This is a genomic window from Beutenbergia cavernae DSM 12333, assembly GCF_000023105.1.
Taxonomy (GTDB): Bacteria; Actinomycetota; Actinomycetes; order Actinomycetales; family Beutenbergiaceae; genus Beutenbergia; species Beutenbergia cavernae.
Genome location: NC_012669.1, coordinates 2,831,026 through 2,846,703, shown reverse-complemented (window position 1 = coordinate 2,846,703; position 15,678 = coordinate 2,831,026). Strand labels below are relative to the sequence as shown.

Below are 15,678 nucleotides of genomic sequence, written 5' to 3'. Positions count from 1 at the left end.
CTGGCCGGGTGAGTGACGAGCCCGCCGAGACGCCGTCGGCAGCCCCGCCCGGGCCGCCGGCGGCGCCTCGCCGCCAGCGCCCCGCGCGCATCCTGTTCTGCTCGACCGTCCTGACCCTCGAGGCGCTCGTCGTCGGGTTCGCCGCGATCGCCGCGTACGGGCTGCGCCTGGCCGACGGAGCGACGATCACCGCGATCACCGTGACCGCGGTCGCCGGCTGCCTCATCGCGACAGCCACGCTGCGGTCCGGCTTCGGATACTGGTTGGGCAGCGCGGTGCAGGTCGGGCTCATCGTCTCCGGCATCTGGCTGGGCGTCATGTACGCGATCGGCGGGGTCTTCGCGCTCATCTGGATCCTCAGCCTCCGGCTGGGCGGCCGGATCGACCGGGAGCGTGCCGAGCGGGCAGCCGCCGCCCGGTAGGCTCGCCCGACGTGACTACCCAGCGCACCCTCGTCCTCATCAAGCCCGACGGCGTCGCGCGTTCGCTCGTCGGCGAGATCCTCGGCCGCATCGAGGCGAAGGGCTACGAGCTCAGCCGACTCGAGCTGCGCACCGCCGACGGCGCGCTGCTCGAGCAGCACTACGCGGAGCACGTCGGCAAGCCGTTCTACGCACCCCTCGTGGAGTTCATGGGCTCCGGGCCGCTCGTGGCCGCCGTGGTCTCCGGGCACCGTGTGATCGAGGGACTGCGCGCGCTGTGCGGCGCCACGGACCCGACGACGGCGGCGCCCGGCTCCATCCGCGGCGACCTCGCCCGCGACTGGGGCCTGAACGTCCAGCAGAACCTCATCCACGCGTCCGACGCCCCGGAGTCCGCCGAGCGCGAGATCGCCCTCTGGTTCCCCGGGCTCTGACCCGTTCGCGGGGGTCCCGGCACCCCGCGAGAGGTTTCAGCCCGCGCGAGCGTGCCCTCCGATAGCCTCGACCGGACCTGGGCGTCGACGCCGGCGCCTGTTCGACGCGCGAGGGGGCAGGCGATGACGCAGCAGTGGCAGGACCCGAGCGCGCCGGCCGCGGCGGCGGCGGCCCCCCGCTGGGTCGAGCCCACGCGGGCGACACCGCTGCAGGTGTTCGACTACTCCGGCCGCTACGGTGCCTCGCTCGTCGCCGTGCTCCTCGGCGCCTACCTGGTGATGAACACGAACATGTCCGCGTTCGTGAACCTCGCCACGCGGGGCGACGCGCTGCTCGCGCTCGCGCTCGGCCTGCAGGCAGCGTTCGGCCTCGCGGTCCTCGTCGCGGGCTTGGCGATCGCCCCGGCGCCCGCCGCTCACCGGCTCCTCGCGGTGGCGGCCGCCGTCGTGGTCATCGTCGTCGCGGGTGTGGTCATCCACCTGTGGCTCATGGGATCGGTGCGCGTCGCCGGCGCCTGGACCGCCGCCGTCCTGAGCCTGCCCGGCGCGACGCTGTTCGCCGCGAGCCTCGGCTGGTTGATCGTGCGGCGACGTCCGCCGCTCACCGCGCTGCTGCTCCTGCTCGCGCTGGTCCCGGGTCTCCTGAACCATGCGCTGCGGCTCGCCGGCGTCTCCGGCGGTGCGGTGAACATCCTGCTGATGCCGCTCGTGGTCGCCGTCGTCGGCGTCGGGATCGCGTGGGCGGCGCGGGCGATCGCCGCCGGGACCACGCGCGCGCCGATCTACCCGGCTCCACCGACGTCGTACGCCACGCCGCCGGGACCCTGACGCCGTCGGCGCGCCCTGCCGTCAGCGCTCCGCGGTCAGGGCGAGGTCCAGGAGGGCCTCGGTCGCCGCGAGGACGCGCTCGACGCCGTCGGTCCGCGTGAGGACCGTCAGGCTGACGTCGTGGCCGGGCACGCGTCGAACGGTGCCCGTCACGCCCGGGACGTTCCCGCCCGCGGTGTGGACCAGCTCGCCGCCGCGGTCCCGGACCGAGAAGCCCCACGCCGCCGGGAGGGCAGTCCCGTCGTCGAGACGTCCGGTCTGCTCGACGATCCGGGCGATCCCCAGGTCGTCGCGCAGGAGCGCGACGTTCCAGCGCGCCAGGTCGCCCGCCGTCGTCCACAGGCCCCCGTCGCCCAGGGAGAGCCACGACGTGGCCCCGGGCTCGGACGACGGGCTGTCCGACGGCGCGAGACCGGGCGGCTCCTTCCGCGGACCGGCCCAGAACCGGGAGCTCGCCATGCCCGTCGGCTCGAGGAGCCGGCGCGCGGCGAACGTGGTGAACGGCTCGCCGCTCGCCCGTTCGACCACCTCGGCGAGGCACACGTAGCCCGCGTTGTTGTAGGCGTGCTCGGCTCCCGGTTCACGCTCCAGGTCCCGCACGCCGGCGAGCGCCGCCAGGACACCGGGCGTCGTCCATCGGGTGCGCAGCTCCGGGACGCGTGCGACGAGCTCGGCGTCGCCGGGAAGTGCTGCGGTGTGGTGGAGGAGGTGGTCCAGGCGCACCGAGTCCGCCCACCCGGGCAGCGTCGGGATCCACCGGGCGAGGCGGTCGCGGGTGTCGAGGACGCCGTCGCGCACGAGCAGCGCCACGCCGGCGGCCGTCACCTGCTTCGCCAGCGACGCGGCGTAGGTCACCGTGTCCGCGGTGAAGGCGCTGCCGGCGCTGGTGCGTCCCTGCGCGTGCACGCCCAGACGCCCGCGGCGCGTCACGGCGACCGCGACGGCGTCGTCGGGCGCGTACCCGGCGTCGCGCAGTGCAGCGCGCACGCCCGCGCCGTCCCAGGTCACGGGCTGAGCGCGAGGATCCGGCGGTCGGCGTCGGCCAGGTGGAACGGGCCACGGCCCCACGATGCGGGCACGCTCACCGCGTCGCCGTGCAGGATCGTGCGGCGACCGTCGACGTCGACGAGAGCGGCGCCGTCGGCGCCCAACGCGAGGAGCTCGCCGTCGGCGCCGCGCGAGCCGTCAGGCCGCAGCAGCAGCGGGGTGCGCAGCGGGTCCACGACCGGCCCCGCCTCGGTCACGCGGGCGCCGACGCCGATCGCCGTCCGGCCGTTGGCCACCCCCGCGAGGATCGCCTCCGGTGACGCGTCCTCCGCGAGCACCCACGTGGTCGGGATCCCGACGGTCCAGGCGCCGGGGGAGTGGAAGTCGCTCCCGCCGATCGGCGTCACGCCCTGACCGGCCAGCTCGCCCCAGCGCGCCCAGAACGCCCACGGGAACGACGCCGCGAGGTCCCGGTACCAGGAGATGTGCCACAGCTCCAGCGCGACGGGCAGCCGTTCGAGCGGATGGAGCCAGGCGCAGTCGCCGTCCACGGGATGGTTGATCGACAGCACACCGCCGCGTGCGGCGACGTCGTCCACCCAGTCCTGGCCGGGCCGCCGGAAGTCGATCCAGCCGATGTCGCCGAACGCGTTCGCGTGGCCGCGCGCCGTCGTCACCTCCTGCCCGGGCACGAGCGAGATGCCGTGCCGCGCGCCGACGCCGGGAAGGTGCGCATGGTGGCTCACGGTGTTGTGGTCGGTGACGGCGAGGAAGTCGAGCCCGGACGCGACGCCGCGGGCGGCGAGCTGGTCGATGCTCTCCGAGCCGTCGGAGTGCAGCGTGTGCGCGTGGAAGTCGCCGGCGAACCACGTGAGCCCCGCGGGCGCCGGGAGCCCGCGCGACGAGCCGCGGGGGGTGTCCGCCACGGGTGCGAGCACCGTCTCCTCCACCGGCCCCGAGGCAGGCACGTCGATCTCGACGACGACGTCGAGCCCGTCCGCGGGGATCTTGTGCAGGCCGAGCACCACCGCCCACTCGCCCGCCTCCGGCCGCCCCGGCACGTAGCCGGGCGTCGCGGCGTCGGGCGTGATCGCGAACCGGGCGCGCGCGCCGCCGGACCAGCCGCGCCACCCGTCGGCGCCCTCGCAGCCGAGGTCGACGACGCCCGCGCTCGTGTCGTAGGCGAGGCGCACCTCGAGCGAGTCGGCTCCTGCCGGCACCTCGAACGGCACCGGCAGGTACCGCTGAGCCGCCTGGTCGGCGGGCGTGAGGTGGAGCCGGTGGACGCGGGTCACGCGGGGACCGCGTCGAGCGAACCGGCGGCGCTCGCGTCCAGGCGCGACCCGCTGTCGGCGTCGAACAGCAACGTCCGTCGCGCGGTCGGCACGATCCAGCCGGTGCCGCCGGGTGCCGGTTCGTCGTCCTCCCCGACCACGAGCTGCAGCCGGTGCTCGCCGACATGGACGGTGACGAGCACGGACGCACCGAGGTTCTCGACGACGCTCACCTCGGCGGCGAGGCCGTCGGGCACCTGAGCCGGGCTCCACGTGAGGTACTCGGGCCGGGCGCCCCACACCACGTCCGCGCCGTCGGCGGCGACGCCCGCGGCGCTCGCGGGCAGGGGCGCGCTCTGGTCGCCGATCGCGATGCGCCCGCCGGCGACCCGCGTGGTGACGAGGTTCATCGGCGTGGACCCGATGAATCCCGCGACGAACGTCGTCGCCGGGCGCGCGAACACGTCACGCGGGGTCCCGACCTGCTCGAGCCGCCCGGCGCGCATGATGGCGATGCGGTCGGCGAGCGCGAGCGCCTCCGCCTGGTCGTGCGTCACGAAGACCGTCGTCACCCCGAGGTCGCGCTGCAGCTCCTTGAGGAACGTGCGCGCCTCGAGCCGCAGCCGGGCGTCCAGGTTCGACAGCGGTTCGTCGAGCAGGAGGACGTCAGGGCGGGTCGCGACCGCCCGGGCGAGAGCCACGCGCTGCTGCTGGCCGCCGGAGAGCTGGGCGGGACGGCGCTCCATGAGCCCGGTGAGGGAGAGGCCGTCGCCCACCTCGGTCGCCACGCCACGCCGTCGGGCCCGCGGCTCGCGCCGGATCTTGAGCGGGTACGCGATGTTGTCGGCGACGTCCATGTGCGGGAACAGGGCGTAGTCCTGGAACACCATCGCCACGCCGCGCTGGCCCGGCTCGGTGGTCGTGACGTCCCGGTCGCCGATGAGCAGCTGACCCTCGGTGACGGTCTCGAGGCCCGCGATCGAGCGCAGCAGCGTCGTCTTGCCGCAGCCGGACGGTCCGAGGAGCGCGAAGAACTCGCCGTCGTCGATCGTCACGTCGACGCCGTCGACGCCCCGGACACCGCCCGGGTACTCCTTGACCAGCGCGTGGGTGGTGATCGCGGCCATCAGTTCTTGATCCCTCCGTGGAAGCGGAAGCCGTACCGGCGGTTGACGAGGAAGTACATGGCGATGATCGGGATCGAGAACACGAGCGAGAACGCGGACAGCAGGCGCAGGTCCGCCTGCCCGGACTCCGTGTAGAACGTGTACATCAGCACCGCCGCGGGCTGCTTCGCCGTCGTGCGCAGCAGCAGGTACGGGACGAGGAAGTTCCCCCACACCTGCACGAGCGTCCACACGGCCACGAACGCGAGCCCGGGCCGGGCAATCGGCACGACGACGTCGCGCAGGATCTGCCACGGCTTGGCGCCGTACAGGCGGGCCGACTCCTCGTACGACTTCGGGATCGAGTCCATGAAGTCCTTGAGGATGAAGATCACTGTGGGCAGCGTCCCGCCGGACACCACGAGCACCACCGCGAGGTGGGTGTCGATGAGACCGAGCGAGTTGACCAGCTGGAACGTCGGCACCATGGCCGCCGTCCCGGTGACGATCGACGAGAGCAGCAGCAGTGCGTACAGCAGGCCGTCGCGGCCGGGGATGCGCACGCGGGAGAGGGCGTAGGCGGCCAGGGCGCCCAGCACGATGACGACGACGCACGTCCCGATCCCGATGATCGCCGAGTTCGCGAACGACCCGAGCGCGTACCGGTTCTCGGCGATGGCCGAGAAGTTCGACAGGGTCCAGTCGGGCCACTGCACGGCAAGGCTGGGAGTCGAGTCGAACGGCGCCGTCACGAGCCACGCGAGCGGCAGGCCGAACAGCACGACCACGAGCGCGAGGCCGATGACGGCGAGCACGCGGGAGACGTAGTGGCGCACCCGCGACGTCGTCACGACGCGCGTGACGAACGGCGGCTCGGGGCGGGTCGGTGCGCCGGCGGCGGCGGTCATGGTGCCTTCTCCGTCGGACCGGCCTCGGCGGCGCTCGCCTCGGCGGCGCTCGCCTCGGCGGGCCGCGCGCCGCGGGCCCGGCCGACGCGCAGGTAGCCCAGCGCGACCACGAGGTTGATGAGCAGCATGATGAGCGAGATCGCCGCCCCGACGCCGAGCTGACCGCCGGGGATCGCCGTGTTGTAGATGTACACCGCGATGATCTCCGACTCGCCGTTCGGTCCGCCCGCCGTCACGAGGTACGGCGTGAACGTGTTGAACGTCCACAGCGTGATGAGCAGTGTGTTCGTGAGGATGTGGCCGCGGATGTTGGGGATGACGACGTCGCGCAGCTGCTGCCAGCCCGTGGCACCCGCCATCCGTGCGCTCTCCAGCTGCGACGGCGGTACGGCGGCGAGCGCGGAGGAGAACAGCAGCATCGAGAACGCCGTCCCGACCCAGATGTTGAACACGATGATGCTGGCCATCGGGTACTCGATCAGCCACGCCATGCCCGTGGTGCCGAGGATCTCGTTGAGCGTGCCCTCCCGCCGGTCCAGCAGAGCGATCCACAGGAACGACGCGACGGACGCCGGCACGACCCACGCCGCCAGGACGAGCGTCTCGATGAGCGTCTTCGCCCACCCCGTGATCCGGCGCAACGCCCACGCGACGGCGAACCCGAGGAGCGACTGCCCGATGATCCCGGAGACCAGGACGAACACGAGCGTGAGGCGCAGCGAGCGCCAGAACGTCGGGTCCCCGAGGATGCGTGCGTAGTTGTCGAGCCCCACGAACTCCGGGTCGACGGCGGCGAACCCCGTGAGCCGGTAGTCGGTCATCCCCAGGTAGATCGTCCAGATCGCCGGGAAGACGAGGAACAGCCCGATGAGCGCGAGCGCCGGGGCGACGAACACACCGGCGCCCGTCCTGCCCAGCCCCGCGACGTCCTCGGCGCTGCGCCGACGGCGTTGCCCGCGACGGGGTGGTGTGCTCCCCGTCGCGGGCGCAGCAGCGCTACTCACTCGCCGCGTTCCTTCTCCGGCGGTGGCGTGCGGAGGTTTCCGTGGGGAGCTCGCTACTCACTCGCCACGTTCTCCTCGCCCACGATCCCGATCAGTGCCTCCTCGTACGCCGCCGCCGCGTCCTCCGGCGACGTGCCCGAGACGACGGCCGCCGTCGCCTCCTGGAGCGCGACCGAGACCTGCGGGTACGCCGCGAGGCCCGGTCGGTAGCTGTTGATCGGCAGGACGTTCTCGCTGACGAACGTCAGCATCGGGTCGCTGGCCAGGACCTCGGCGTTGACGTCGTCCCGCGGCGTGATCGAGACGGTGCCCTCGACCCGCGCCTGGAACGCCTCGGCCGAGTTCATGAAGGCGAGCAGCTCCCACGACAGCTCCGCGTTCTCGGAGTTGGGGTTGAGCACACGGCCCGTCCCGCCGCCCATCGAGACGAAGTCGCGGCCCTCCACGCCCGCGCCGGGCTCCTGTGCGGGGATGAGCGTGTAGCCGACGACGTCGTCGCGGTTCTCCATCGGTGCGGTGCCGACACCCTCCTCGGGGTTGATCACCGACCGCCAGAAGTAGTCGCCCTCGAGCAGGATGCCGATCTCGCCGGCCGCGAACTGGGCGAACGAGTTGTCCCGGCCGGCCGCCTCCTGCTGCAGGATCGGGTCGCCGAGACCTTCGTCGACGTAGATCGTGCGGTAGGCGGTGAGCACGTCGCGCAGGCCCTGCGTGTCGCCGTTCCACATGCCGTCCGAGTACACCTCGGTCCCGGTGCCGGCGAGCAGCGGCAGCAGGCCCTGCATCGTGGTCGCCTCACCCATCGCCGTCCCGGCGTTGAGCTGGATCGGGACCACGCCGTCGATCTCCGCGAGGGACCGGGCGGCGTCGAGAACCTCGTCCCAGCTCGTCGGGCTCCAGTCCTCGGGCAGCCCCGCCTCGGCGAAGAGGTCCTTGTTGTAGTAGAGGACGCGGCCGTCCGCGCCCTGCGGGACGCCGTACCGGTCGCCCTCGAACGACATCGCGTTCTGGACGGACTCGGACATCTGGTCCCAGCCCTCCCACTCGTCGACGGCCGAGCCGCCGACGTCGGACAGGGGCTGGATGTAGCCGGCCTCCGCGAACTCGCCGACCCAGATCCCGTCGATCCCGATGATGTCGGCGCCTTCGCCGGACTGCAGGTCGAGGGCGATCTTGGTCTTGTAGTCCTCGTCGTCGACGCCCTCCTCGAGGAACTCGACGGTGACGTCCCGGCCCTCGGCCTCCATCGCCGCCTCGAACTCGGGGATCACCCAGTCGCGGATCCAGTCCGCCTCGGCGGCGTTCTTCCCGCCGGAGATGGCGTTCGCGGTGATCGTGAGGGTGACCGGCCCGTCGGAGCCCTCCCCTGACGTCTCCTCGCCGCCACCCCCGCCACCACCGCTGCAGGCGGCGGCGAGACTCACCGCGGCGAGCGACGCGAACGCGACGGCGACCCGTCGTCGTGCTCCGATCATGGCTCCTCCTCGAACGACTTTGTTACGACAAAGGGAGACTAGTGCATGGGCCCGCCTCCGTGGGGGCTGCTCTCCGAGCGCCCGGTGAACGGCGCATGGCCCCCGGATGACGGCGATCCGGGCTGTGCGGGGCCCGCTTCCGGGCCCCGGGCCGCACCTGCCCCTAGGCTGCCGATGTGCACCTGAGGACGTTGACGCTGCGAGGATTCAAGTCCTTCGCGTCGGCGACCACGCTCCACCTGGAGCCGGGCATCACGTGCGTGGTCGGCCCGAACGGCTCCGGCAAGTCGAACGTGGTCGACGCCCTGGCGTGGGTGATGGGGGAGCAGGGCGCCAAGACGCTGCGCGGCGGCGCGATGTCCGACGTCATCTTCGCGGGCACCGCGTCCCGGCCGCCGCTCGGCCGCGCCGAGGTCTCGCTGACGATCGACAACGCCGACGGCGCGCTCCCGATCGACTACGCCGAGGTCACGATCTCCCGGACGCTCTTCTCCGGTGGCGGCTCCGAGTACGCCATCAACGGCACGGCGTGCCGCCTGCTCGACATCCAGGACCTGCTCTCGGACTCCGGCCTCGGCCGCGAGATGCACGTGATCGTCGGGCAGGGCCAGCTCGACGCCGTCCTGCGCGCCACGCCAGAGGAACGCCGCGGCTTCATCGAGGAGGCCGCGGGGATCCTCAAGCACCGCAAGCGCAAGGACAAGGCGCTGCGCAAGCTCGAGGCGATGGCGGCGAACCTCGCCCGGCTCACCGACCTGACGGCCGAGATCCGGCGGCAGCTCGGCCCGCTCGCGAAGCAGGCCGACGTCGCCCGGCGCGCCCGCGTGGTCCAGGCGGACCTGCGGGACTCCCGTGCGCGCCTGCTGGCGGACGACCTCGTGCAGCTCACCGCGACGCTCGAGCAGGAGATCGCCGACGAGACGGCGCTGCGCACGGCACGCGACGAGGTCGAGGCGGCGCAGGCCGACGCGCGCGGCCGGCTCGCCACGCACGAGTCGCGGGCCGCGGCTGCCGCACCCGCCCTGAGCGAGGCGACGGAGGTCTGGTACCGGCTGTCCGGGCTGCGCGAACGCATGCGGGGCACCGCCACCCTCGCCGCCGAGCGGTGCCGCCTGCTCGGGACCCCCGAGGCCGAGCCCGAGGGCGCCGACCCGGACGACCTCGAGGCCCAGGCCGAGCGCGCCCGCGACGCGGAGCGCGACCTCGCGCGCGAGGTCGACGCGGCGAAGGAGGGCCTCGCAGCTCGGGTCGAGACGCGCCAGCTCGCCGAGGCGGAGGCCGCGCGCACGGAGCACGAGCTCGCGGCCCGGCACCGCGGCGTCGCCGACCGGCGCGAGGGTCTCGCCCGCCTCGCCGGGAAGGTCGGAGCGCTGCGCAGCCGGGCGGAGGCCCAGGCGGCGGAGCTCGAGCGTCTGCACTCGGCGCTCGCCGACGCCCAGGGCCGCGAGCGCGAGGCGCGGACCGAGTTCGACGAGCTCGAACGGCAGGCCGCCGGGGTCGAGGAGGGCGAGGAGGACCTCGACGCGGCGCACGAGGAGGCGAGCGGAGCCCTCGAGACGGCCGGCGCGGAGGTGGCCCGCCTGGTGGAGTCGGGCCGCGAGGCCGAGGGCGACATCGCGCGCTGGACGGCACGGCGGGACGCGCTCGAGCTGTCCCTCACGCGCAAGGACGGCACGGGCGCCCTGCTCGCCGACTCCGAACGCCCGGCCGACGTCCTCGGCGCGCTCGCGGACTTCCTCACGGTCACCCCGGGCTACGAGAACGCCATCGCGGCGGCACTCGGCCCGCTCGTCGACGCCGCTGCCGTCGCCTCGATCGAGGGTGCCGTCGACGCCGTGCGCCACGTGCGCGACGGGGAAGCCGGCTGGGCGCACCTCGTCGTCGCCGGCGCGGACCCCGCGCCCGCCGGACCCGCCCCGGCCGGGACGCGGTGGGCGCGCGACGTCGTGCGCACCGAGGCGCCCCTGGACGGCACCGTGCAGCGGCTGCTCGACGGCGTCGTCGTCGTGGACGACCTGGCACAGGCCAGGGCTGTCGTCGCGGACGCCGACGTCGTCGCCGTCACGTCGGCCGGCGACGTGCTCGGCCGAGCACGCGCGGGCGGCGGCAGCGCGTCGGGGCCGAGCGCGCTCGAGCTCCATGCCGCTCGCGACGAGGCGGTTCGCGAGCTCGCCGACGCGACGGCGCGCGCGGAACGCTCCCGGTTCGAGCTGTCCGCGGCGCGCACGGCGGAGGAGGGTGCCCGGCGGGCGCACGAGGGCACCCTCGAGGCGCTCCACGCGTCGGACGCACGGTTCGCCGCCGTCGCCGAACGGCTCGGCCGGCTCGGCGCGGCCGTGCGGGCCGCGAGCGCCGAGGCGGAACGGTCGACGGCGGCCATCGGCGCGGCCCAGGCTGCTCTGGCGGAGCGGGAGGGTGAGCTGTCCGAGCTCGCCGAACGGCTCGAGGTCGCGCAGCGGGAGCCCGAGGCGGCCGACGGCGACGTCGAGGCGGCGGCCACGGAGCGGGACGCCGCGGCGGAGGCCTCCCGCACGGCACGAGCCGCCGAGACGGACGCCCGCCTCGTGCTGCGGACGGCTGAGGAGCGGATGCGCGCGATCGGCGGGCGGGCGGCGTCGCTCGAGCGGGCTGCCCGCGTCGAGCGCGCCGCGCGCGAGCGCGCCGCGGAGAAGATGCGGGTGCGCCGGCGGCAGGCGCTGGTCGCGCAGGAGGTCCGCGAGGTCGCGGCCGCCGCGCTGTCCGAGCTCGACCGGTCGCTCGCCAGGGCGACCTCCGAGCGCGAGGTGGCCGAGGCCGCACGCGCCGAGCGGGACGTCGAGCTCACCCAGGTGCGGGCGGAGCTCGACGAGCTCGCCCGGCGGCACGCGGAGCTGACCGACGTCGTGCACCGCGACGAGGTCGCCCGCGCGGAGCAGCGGCTGCGCATCACGCAGCTCGAGACCCGCAGCGTGGAGGAGCTCGGGATCGACCCGGCGGTGCTCGTCGAGGAGTACGGACCGGACCGCTCCGTGCCGGAGGCCGCCGCACCGGGCGCGGCGCCGGACGACGAGACCGAGCCCGTCACCCGGCCGTACGTGCGGACGGAGCAGGAGAAGCGGCTGCGTGCGGCGGAGCGCGCGCTCGCCCTGCTGGGGCGCGTCAACCCGCTGGCGCTCGAGGAGCACGCCGCGCTCGAGGAGCGGCACGCGTTCCTCACGCGCCAGCTGGCGGACCTCAAGTCCTCCCGCGCCGACCTGCTCGAGATTGTCCGCGAGATCGACGAGCGGGTCGAGGCGGTCTTCACCGACGCGTTCGCCGACACGGCGCGCGAGTTCGAGGGCGTGTTCTCCCGACTGTTCCCGGGCGGTGAGGGCCGCCTCCTGCTGACGGATCCGGACGACATGCTGACGACCGGCATCGAGGTGGAGGCGCGTCCGCCGGGGAAGAAGGTCAAGCGCCTGTCGCTGCTCTCCGGTGGCGAGCGGTCGCTCACCGCCGTCGCCATCCTCGTGGCGATCTTCAAGGCCAGACCCAGCCCGTTCTACGTGATGGACGAGGTCGAGGCGGCGCTCGACGACGTCAACCTCGGCCGCCTCCTCGAGATCTTCACGGAGCTGCGCGCCAGCTCGCAGCTGATCGTCGTGACCCACCAGAAGCGGACGATGGAGATCGCCGACGCGCTCTACGGGGTCACGATGCGCGGCGACGGCGTGACGACGGTGATCAGCCAGCGCCTCAAGGAGGACGAGCCCGCCGCCGTCGGCGGGAGGTGAGCCGCGCGGGCGTGAGCAGGATCACGGGGTCTTCACGGAATGTTCACGCCGCGGCACGGGCCCCGTCCGGCGATGCCGCGCTCCTCGCGGTGATACTGATGGTATGAGCATGTCGGGGGCCGGGGTGGCCATGGTGTCGAGCATCGTGATCGCGGTCGTCGTGCTCGTGGTCATGCTCGTCGCGCACCGCCCCGACGAGGGTTTCGGTCCCTGGCTGCGGGACGCGTTCGACGCGTGGCGCGGTCGTGGTGAAGGCCCTCCTCCGGCCGCCGGCGATGACGACGACGCCGCAGCGGGCGTCGGCGAGATCTTCGCCATCGGCGAGCCCGTGGACGGCCCCGCCTACGCGGAGGTCCCCGACCTGCGCGACGTGCTGGCCCACCGGGCGCGCGACGCCGACCAGGGGCGCTAGCACCCCGGTGCGAGTGGCAGCGCCGCTCGCCGGTGGGGGAGACTGCCGGGCGTGACCGACCAGACCTGGTTCCTGCCCGCCGTGCTCGGCGTCGTCCTCGTCCTCCTCGTCGTGGGCGTCGTGCTGCTCGCGCCCCGCCGGCGCCGCCGCGGACAGGCTGGAGCGCCGCCGCACGTGCCGACGGCGCAGGCGCCGGAGTCCGGCGTCGGCGAGGAACCGGAGGGCGCGCCCGAGGGTGGGCGCCCCGGCCTGGTCGACGTGCCGCTCCCGGAGACGGCGGCGCCGTCCGTCGAGGGGCCGGAGCCGGTCGCCTCTCGTCTGGTGCGCCTGCGTGACCGCCTCGCCCGGTCGGGGTCGTTCGGGCAGGCGCTGCTCGGCGTCCTCGCCCGGGACCACATCGGCGAGGGCGACTGGGAGGAGCTCGAGGACACCCTGCTGGCGGCCGACCTCGGGGTCGGGCCGACGACCGAGCTCATGGAGTCCCTCCGCACCCGGGTGCGCGTCCTCGGCACCCGCGATGCGGACTCCGTGCGCGCCCTGCTGCGCGAGCTCCTCCTCGCGCAGGTGGACCCGGCGATGGACCGGGCGCTGGCCGACTCGCCGAGCCTCGGGGCGGACGACGAGCTGCACCCGGCGACGGTTCTCGTCGTCGGTGTCAACGGCACCGGCAAGACGACGACGGTGGGGAAGCTGGCGCGCCTGCTCGTGGCGTCCGACCGGGACGTCGTGCTCGGCGCCGCCGACACGTTCCGCGCGGCCGCGGCCGACCAGCTCGCGACCTGGGGGTCCCGCGTGGGGGTGCCGGTCATCCGGGCCGACCGGTACGGCGCCGACCCGGCGAGCGTCGCGTTCGAGGCGGTGCGCGCCGCGGACGAGGCGGGCGCCGACGTCGTCATCGTCGACACCGCCGGGCGGCTGCAGAACAAGGCGGGGCTCATGGACGAGCTCGGCAAGATCGCACGTGTGGCGTCGCGGCGCGCGCCGATCGCCGAGACGCTGCTCGTCCTCGACGCGACCACCGGGCAGAACGGGCTGCGTCAGGCGCGGGTGTTCGCGGAGGTCGTCCCGCTGACCGGCATCGTCCTGACGAAGCTGGACGGCAGCGCGAAGGGCGGCATCGTCGTCGCCGTGCAGCGCGAGCTCGGGGTGCCGGTGAAGTTCGTCGGGCTCGGCGAGGGTCCCGACGACCTCGCGCCGTTCGAGCCCGACGCGTTCGTCGACGCCCTGCTCGCCTGAGCGGATCGTCCACATCCTGGTACGACCCTGTCCGCGCAACAGGATGTTCACGCCGCCGCGCGATCCGTCACGTCGTCGTAACACACGCACGCTCGCCCGGTAACGCCGCTCCAGAACTGTGATCCCCGTTCCGGCCACCAGGCCCGGTGATGGGAGAAGATCTGCATGGATGAGCTCGGGCTCAACTGGGGCGCGACGGCGTGGATGCTGACCTCCGCGTCCCTCGTGCTGTTGATGACCCCGGGTCTGGCGCTGTTCTACGGCGGCATGACCCGGTCGAAGTCGGTCCTCAACATGATGATGATGTGCTTCGGCGCGATCGCCGTCATCGGCGTCGTGTACGTGCTGTGGGGTTGGTCGATGTCCTACGGCTCCGACGTCGGCGGGTGGATCGGCAACCCGTTCGAGCAGTTCGGCCTCTCGGGCACGATCTACGACGCCGACGGCAACTTCATCCTCGACGACTACGGGGTGCCGCAGATCGTCGGGGTGGCGTTCCAGGTGACGTTCGCGATCATCACGACGGCGCTCGTCGCCGGCGCGATCGCCGACCGCACGAAGTACTCGGCGTGGCTCGTGTTCGTCGTGCTCTGGGTGACGCTGGGCTACTTCCCGATGGCGCACATGGTGTGGGGCGGCGGTCTCCTGAGCGGTGACGGCCCGTTCGCGTCCATCGCGGCACCGATCGACTTCGCCGGCGGCACGGTGGTGCACATCAACGCCGGCGTCGCGGGCCTCGTGCTGGCGCTGATCATCGGCGCGCGCCGAGGCTTCGGCAAGGAGCCGATGCGGCCGCACAACCTGCCGCTCGTCATGCTCGGCGCCGCGCTGCTCTGGTTCGGCTGGTTCGGGTTCAACGCCGGTTCCGCCTTCACCGCCGACGGCGTGGCCGGGCTCGCGTGGGTCAACACGACCTCCGCCACCGCCGCCGCGATCCTCGGCTGGCTGCTCGTGGAGAAGCTCCGCGACGGGCACGCGACGTCGCTCGGTGCGGCGTCCGGCGTCGTCGCCGGCCTCGTCGCGATCACCCCGGCCGCTGGGGCGCTCAACCCGGTCGGCTCGCTCGTGCTGGGTGTCGTGGCCGGTGTGCTGTGTGCGCTGGCCGTCGGCCTCAAGTACAAGCTCGGCTACGACGACTCGCTCGACGTCGTCGGCGTCCACCTCGTCGGCGGTCTCGTGGGCACCGTGCTCATCGGGTTCCTCTCGACCGGTGGCTCGGTGTTCTTCACCGAGGACGGCACCTTCGGGTTCGGCGGCTTCTCGCAGCTGGCCGTCCAGGTGATCATCGCCGTCGTCGCCATCGTCTACTCCGGCGTGGTGACGGCGATCATCGGGTTCATCATCAAGGCGGTCATCGGCTGGCGGGTGAGCGAGGACGTCGAGGTCGCGGGAATCGATCTCGCGGAGCACGGTGAGAGTGCGTACGAGGGCATCAGCGCGGGACGGATCGGACAGGAGGCCAGGGCATGAAGCTCGTCACCGGAGTGATCCAGCCGCACCGGCTGGACGACGTGAAGGCTGCGCTCGAGGCGGCCGGGGTTCGTGGGATGACCGTGAGCGAGGCCAGCGGGTACGGCCGGCAGCGCGGGCACACGGAGGTCTACCGGGGCGCCGAGTACACGGTCGACCTGGTCCCGAAGGTGCGGATCGAGGTGCTCGTCGAGGACGAGGCCGCCGCCACCGTCACCGAGGTCATCGTGCAGGCGGCGCAGACGGGGAAGATCGGCGACGGCAAGGTGTGGACGTCGTCGGTCGACGACGTCGTCCGCGTCCGCACCGGCGAGCACGGGGCCGGGGCGCTGTAGGAACCGTGCCGGACGCAGGCAGCCGTCGGGGGACG

The 15,678-nt window shown here is 73.6% G+C and carries 14 protein-coding genes; 8 read left to right on the top strand and 6 right to left on the bottom strand.

Translation table 11 applies throughout. The features are described 5' to 3' along the window. The first annotated feature begins 8 nt into the window (after positions 1 to 8). The 3 genes from BCAV_RS12880 to BCAV_RS12870 all read left to right on the top strand — a co-directional run bounded on the left by BCAV_RS12880 (position 9) and on the right by BCAV_RS12870 (position 1,684). Positions 9 to 422, top strand: coding sequence for a DUF4233 domain-containing protein (locus BCAV_RS12880; RefSeq protein WP_015883045.1), 414 nt, complete (start codon positions 9 to 11; stop codon positions 420 to 422). A gap of 11 nt (positions 423 to 433) precedes the next feature. Further along, a complete protein-coding gene (ndk, locus tag BCAV_RS12875; RefSeq protein ID WP_015883044.1) occupies positions 434 to 856 on the top strand; it encodes a nucleoside-diphosphate kinase in 423 nt (140 codons plus the stop codon). Positions 857 to 979: 123 nt separating this feature from the next. Continuing rightward, positions 980 to 1,684 (top strand): hypothetical protein, encoded by a 705-nt coding sequence (locus BCAV_RS12870; protein WP_015883043.1) that lies wholly within the window; start codon positions 980 to 982, stop codon positions 1,682 to 1,684. A 21-nt stretch (positions 1,685 to 1,705) separates the two neighbouring features. Here BCAV_RS12870 and BCAV_RS12865 read toward each other — a convergent pair whose 3' ends face one another. From BCAV_RS12865 to BCAV_RS12840, 6 genes are read right to left on the bottom strand one after another with little or no spacing between them, the layout of a single operon-like run. Beyond that, complete coding sequence (locus BCAV_RS12865; RefSeq protein ID WP_015883042.1) at positions 1,706 to 2,692, bottom strand: serine hydrolase domain-containing protein; 987 nt, start codon at positions 2,690 to 2,692, stop codon at positions 1,706 to 1,708. Beyond that, positions 2,689 to 3,966: a CehA/McbA family metallohydrolase gene (locus BCAV_RS12860; protein WP_015883041.1), complete on the bottom strand. Its 1,278-nt coding sequence runs from the start codon at positions 3,964 to 3,966 to the stop codon at positions 2,689 to 2,691. Before BCAV_RS12860 ends, BCAV_RS12865 begins: the two co-directional genes overlap by 4 nt. After that, positions 3,963 to 5,072, bottom strand: coding sequence for an ABC transporter ATP-binding protein (locus BCAV_RS12855; protein ID WP_015883040.1), 1,110 nt, complete (start codon positions 5,070 to 5,072; stop codon positions 3,963 to 3,965). Before BCAV_RS12855 ends, BCAV_RS12860 begins: the two co-directional genes overlap by 4 nt. Continuing rightward, positions 5,072 to 5,959, bottom strand: a complete 888-nt coding sequence (locus tag BCAV_RS12850; RefSeq protein WP_015883039.1) for a carbohydrate ABC transporter permease — start codon at positions 5,957 to 5,959, stop codon at positions 5,072 to 5,074. The genes BCAV_RS12855 and BCAV_RS12850 overlap by 1 nt, the downstream gene beginning before the upstream one ends. Continuing rightward, positions 5,956 to 6,963 (bottom strand): carbohydrate ABC transporter permease, encoded by a 1,008-nt coding sequence (locus BCAV_RS12845; RefSeq protein WP_144016776.1) that lies wholly within the window; start codon positions 6,961 to 6,963, stop codon positions 5,956 to 5,958. The genes BCAV_RS12850 and BCAV_RS12845 overlap by 4 nt, the downstream gene beginning before the upstream one ends. 53 nt (positions 6,964 to 7,016) lie before the next feature. After that, a complete protein-coding gene (locus BCAV_RS12840; RefSeq protein ID WP_015883037.1) occupies positions 7,017 to 8,438 on the bottom strand; it encodes an extracellular solute-binding protein in 1,422 nt (473 codons plus the stop codon). 176 nt (positions 8,439 to 8,614) lie between these two features. Between BCAV_RS12840 and smc the strand changes: the two genes are divergently transcribed. From smc to BCAV_RS12815, 5 genes are all read left to right on the top strand, one after another. Continuing rightward, positions 8,615 to 12,190 (top strand): chromosome segregation protein SMC, encoded by a 3,576-nt coding sequence (gene smc / locus BCAV_RS12835; RefSeq protein WP_015883036.1) that lies wholly within the window; start codon positions 8,615 to 8,617, stop codon positions 12,188 to 12,190. Between the two features lie 103 nt (positions 12,191 to 12,293). Then, entirely contained in the window at positions 12,294 to 12,602 is a 309-nt protein-coding gene (locus BCAV_RS12830) for a hypothetical protein (RefSeq protein WP_015883035.1), read from the top strand. A 51-nt stretch (positions 12,603 to 12,653) separates the two neighbouring features. Next, positions 12,654 to 13,838: a signal recognition particle-docking protein FtsY gene (gene ftsY / locus BCAV_RS12825; protein WP_015883034.1), complete on the top strand. Its 1,185-nt coding sequence runs from the start codon at positions 12,654 to 12,656 to the stop codon at positions 13,836 to 13,838. 165 nt (positions 13,839 to 14,003) lie between these two features. Continuing rightward, positions 14,004 to 15,308, top strand: coding sequence for an ammonium transporter (locus BCAV_RS12820; RefSeq protein ID WP_015883033.1), 1,305 nt, complete (start codon positions 14,004 to 14,006; stop codon positions 15,306 to 15,308). Continuing rightward, positions 15,305 to 15,643, top strand: a complete 339-nt coding sequence (locus tag BCAV_RS12815) for a P-II family nitrogen regulator (protein ID WP_015883032.1) — start codon at positions 15,305 to 15,307, stop codon at positions 15,641 to 15,643. The genes BCAV_RS12820 and BCAV_RS12815 overlap by 4 nt, the downstream gene beginning before the upstream one ends. Positions 15,644 to 15,678: the final 35 nt, after the last annotated feature.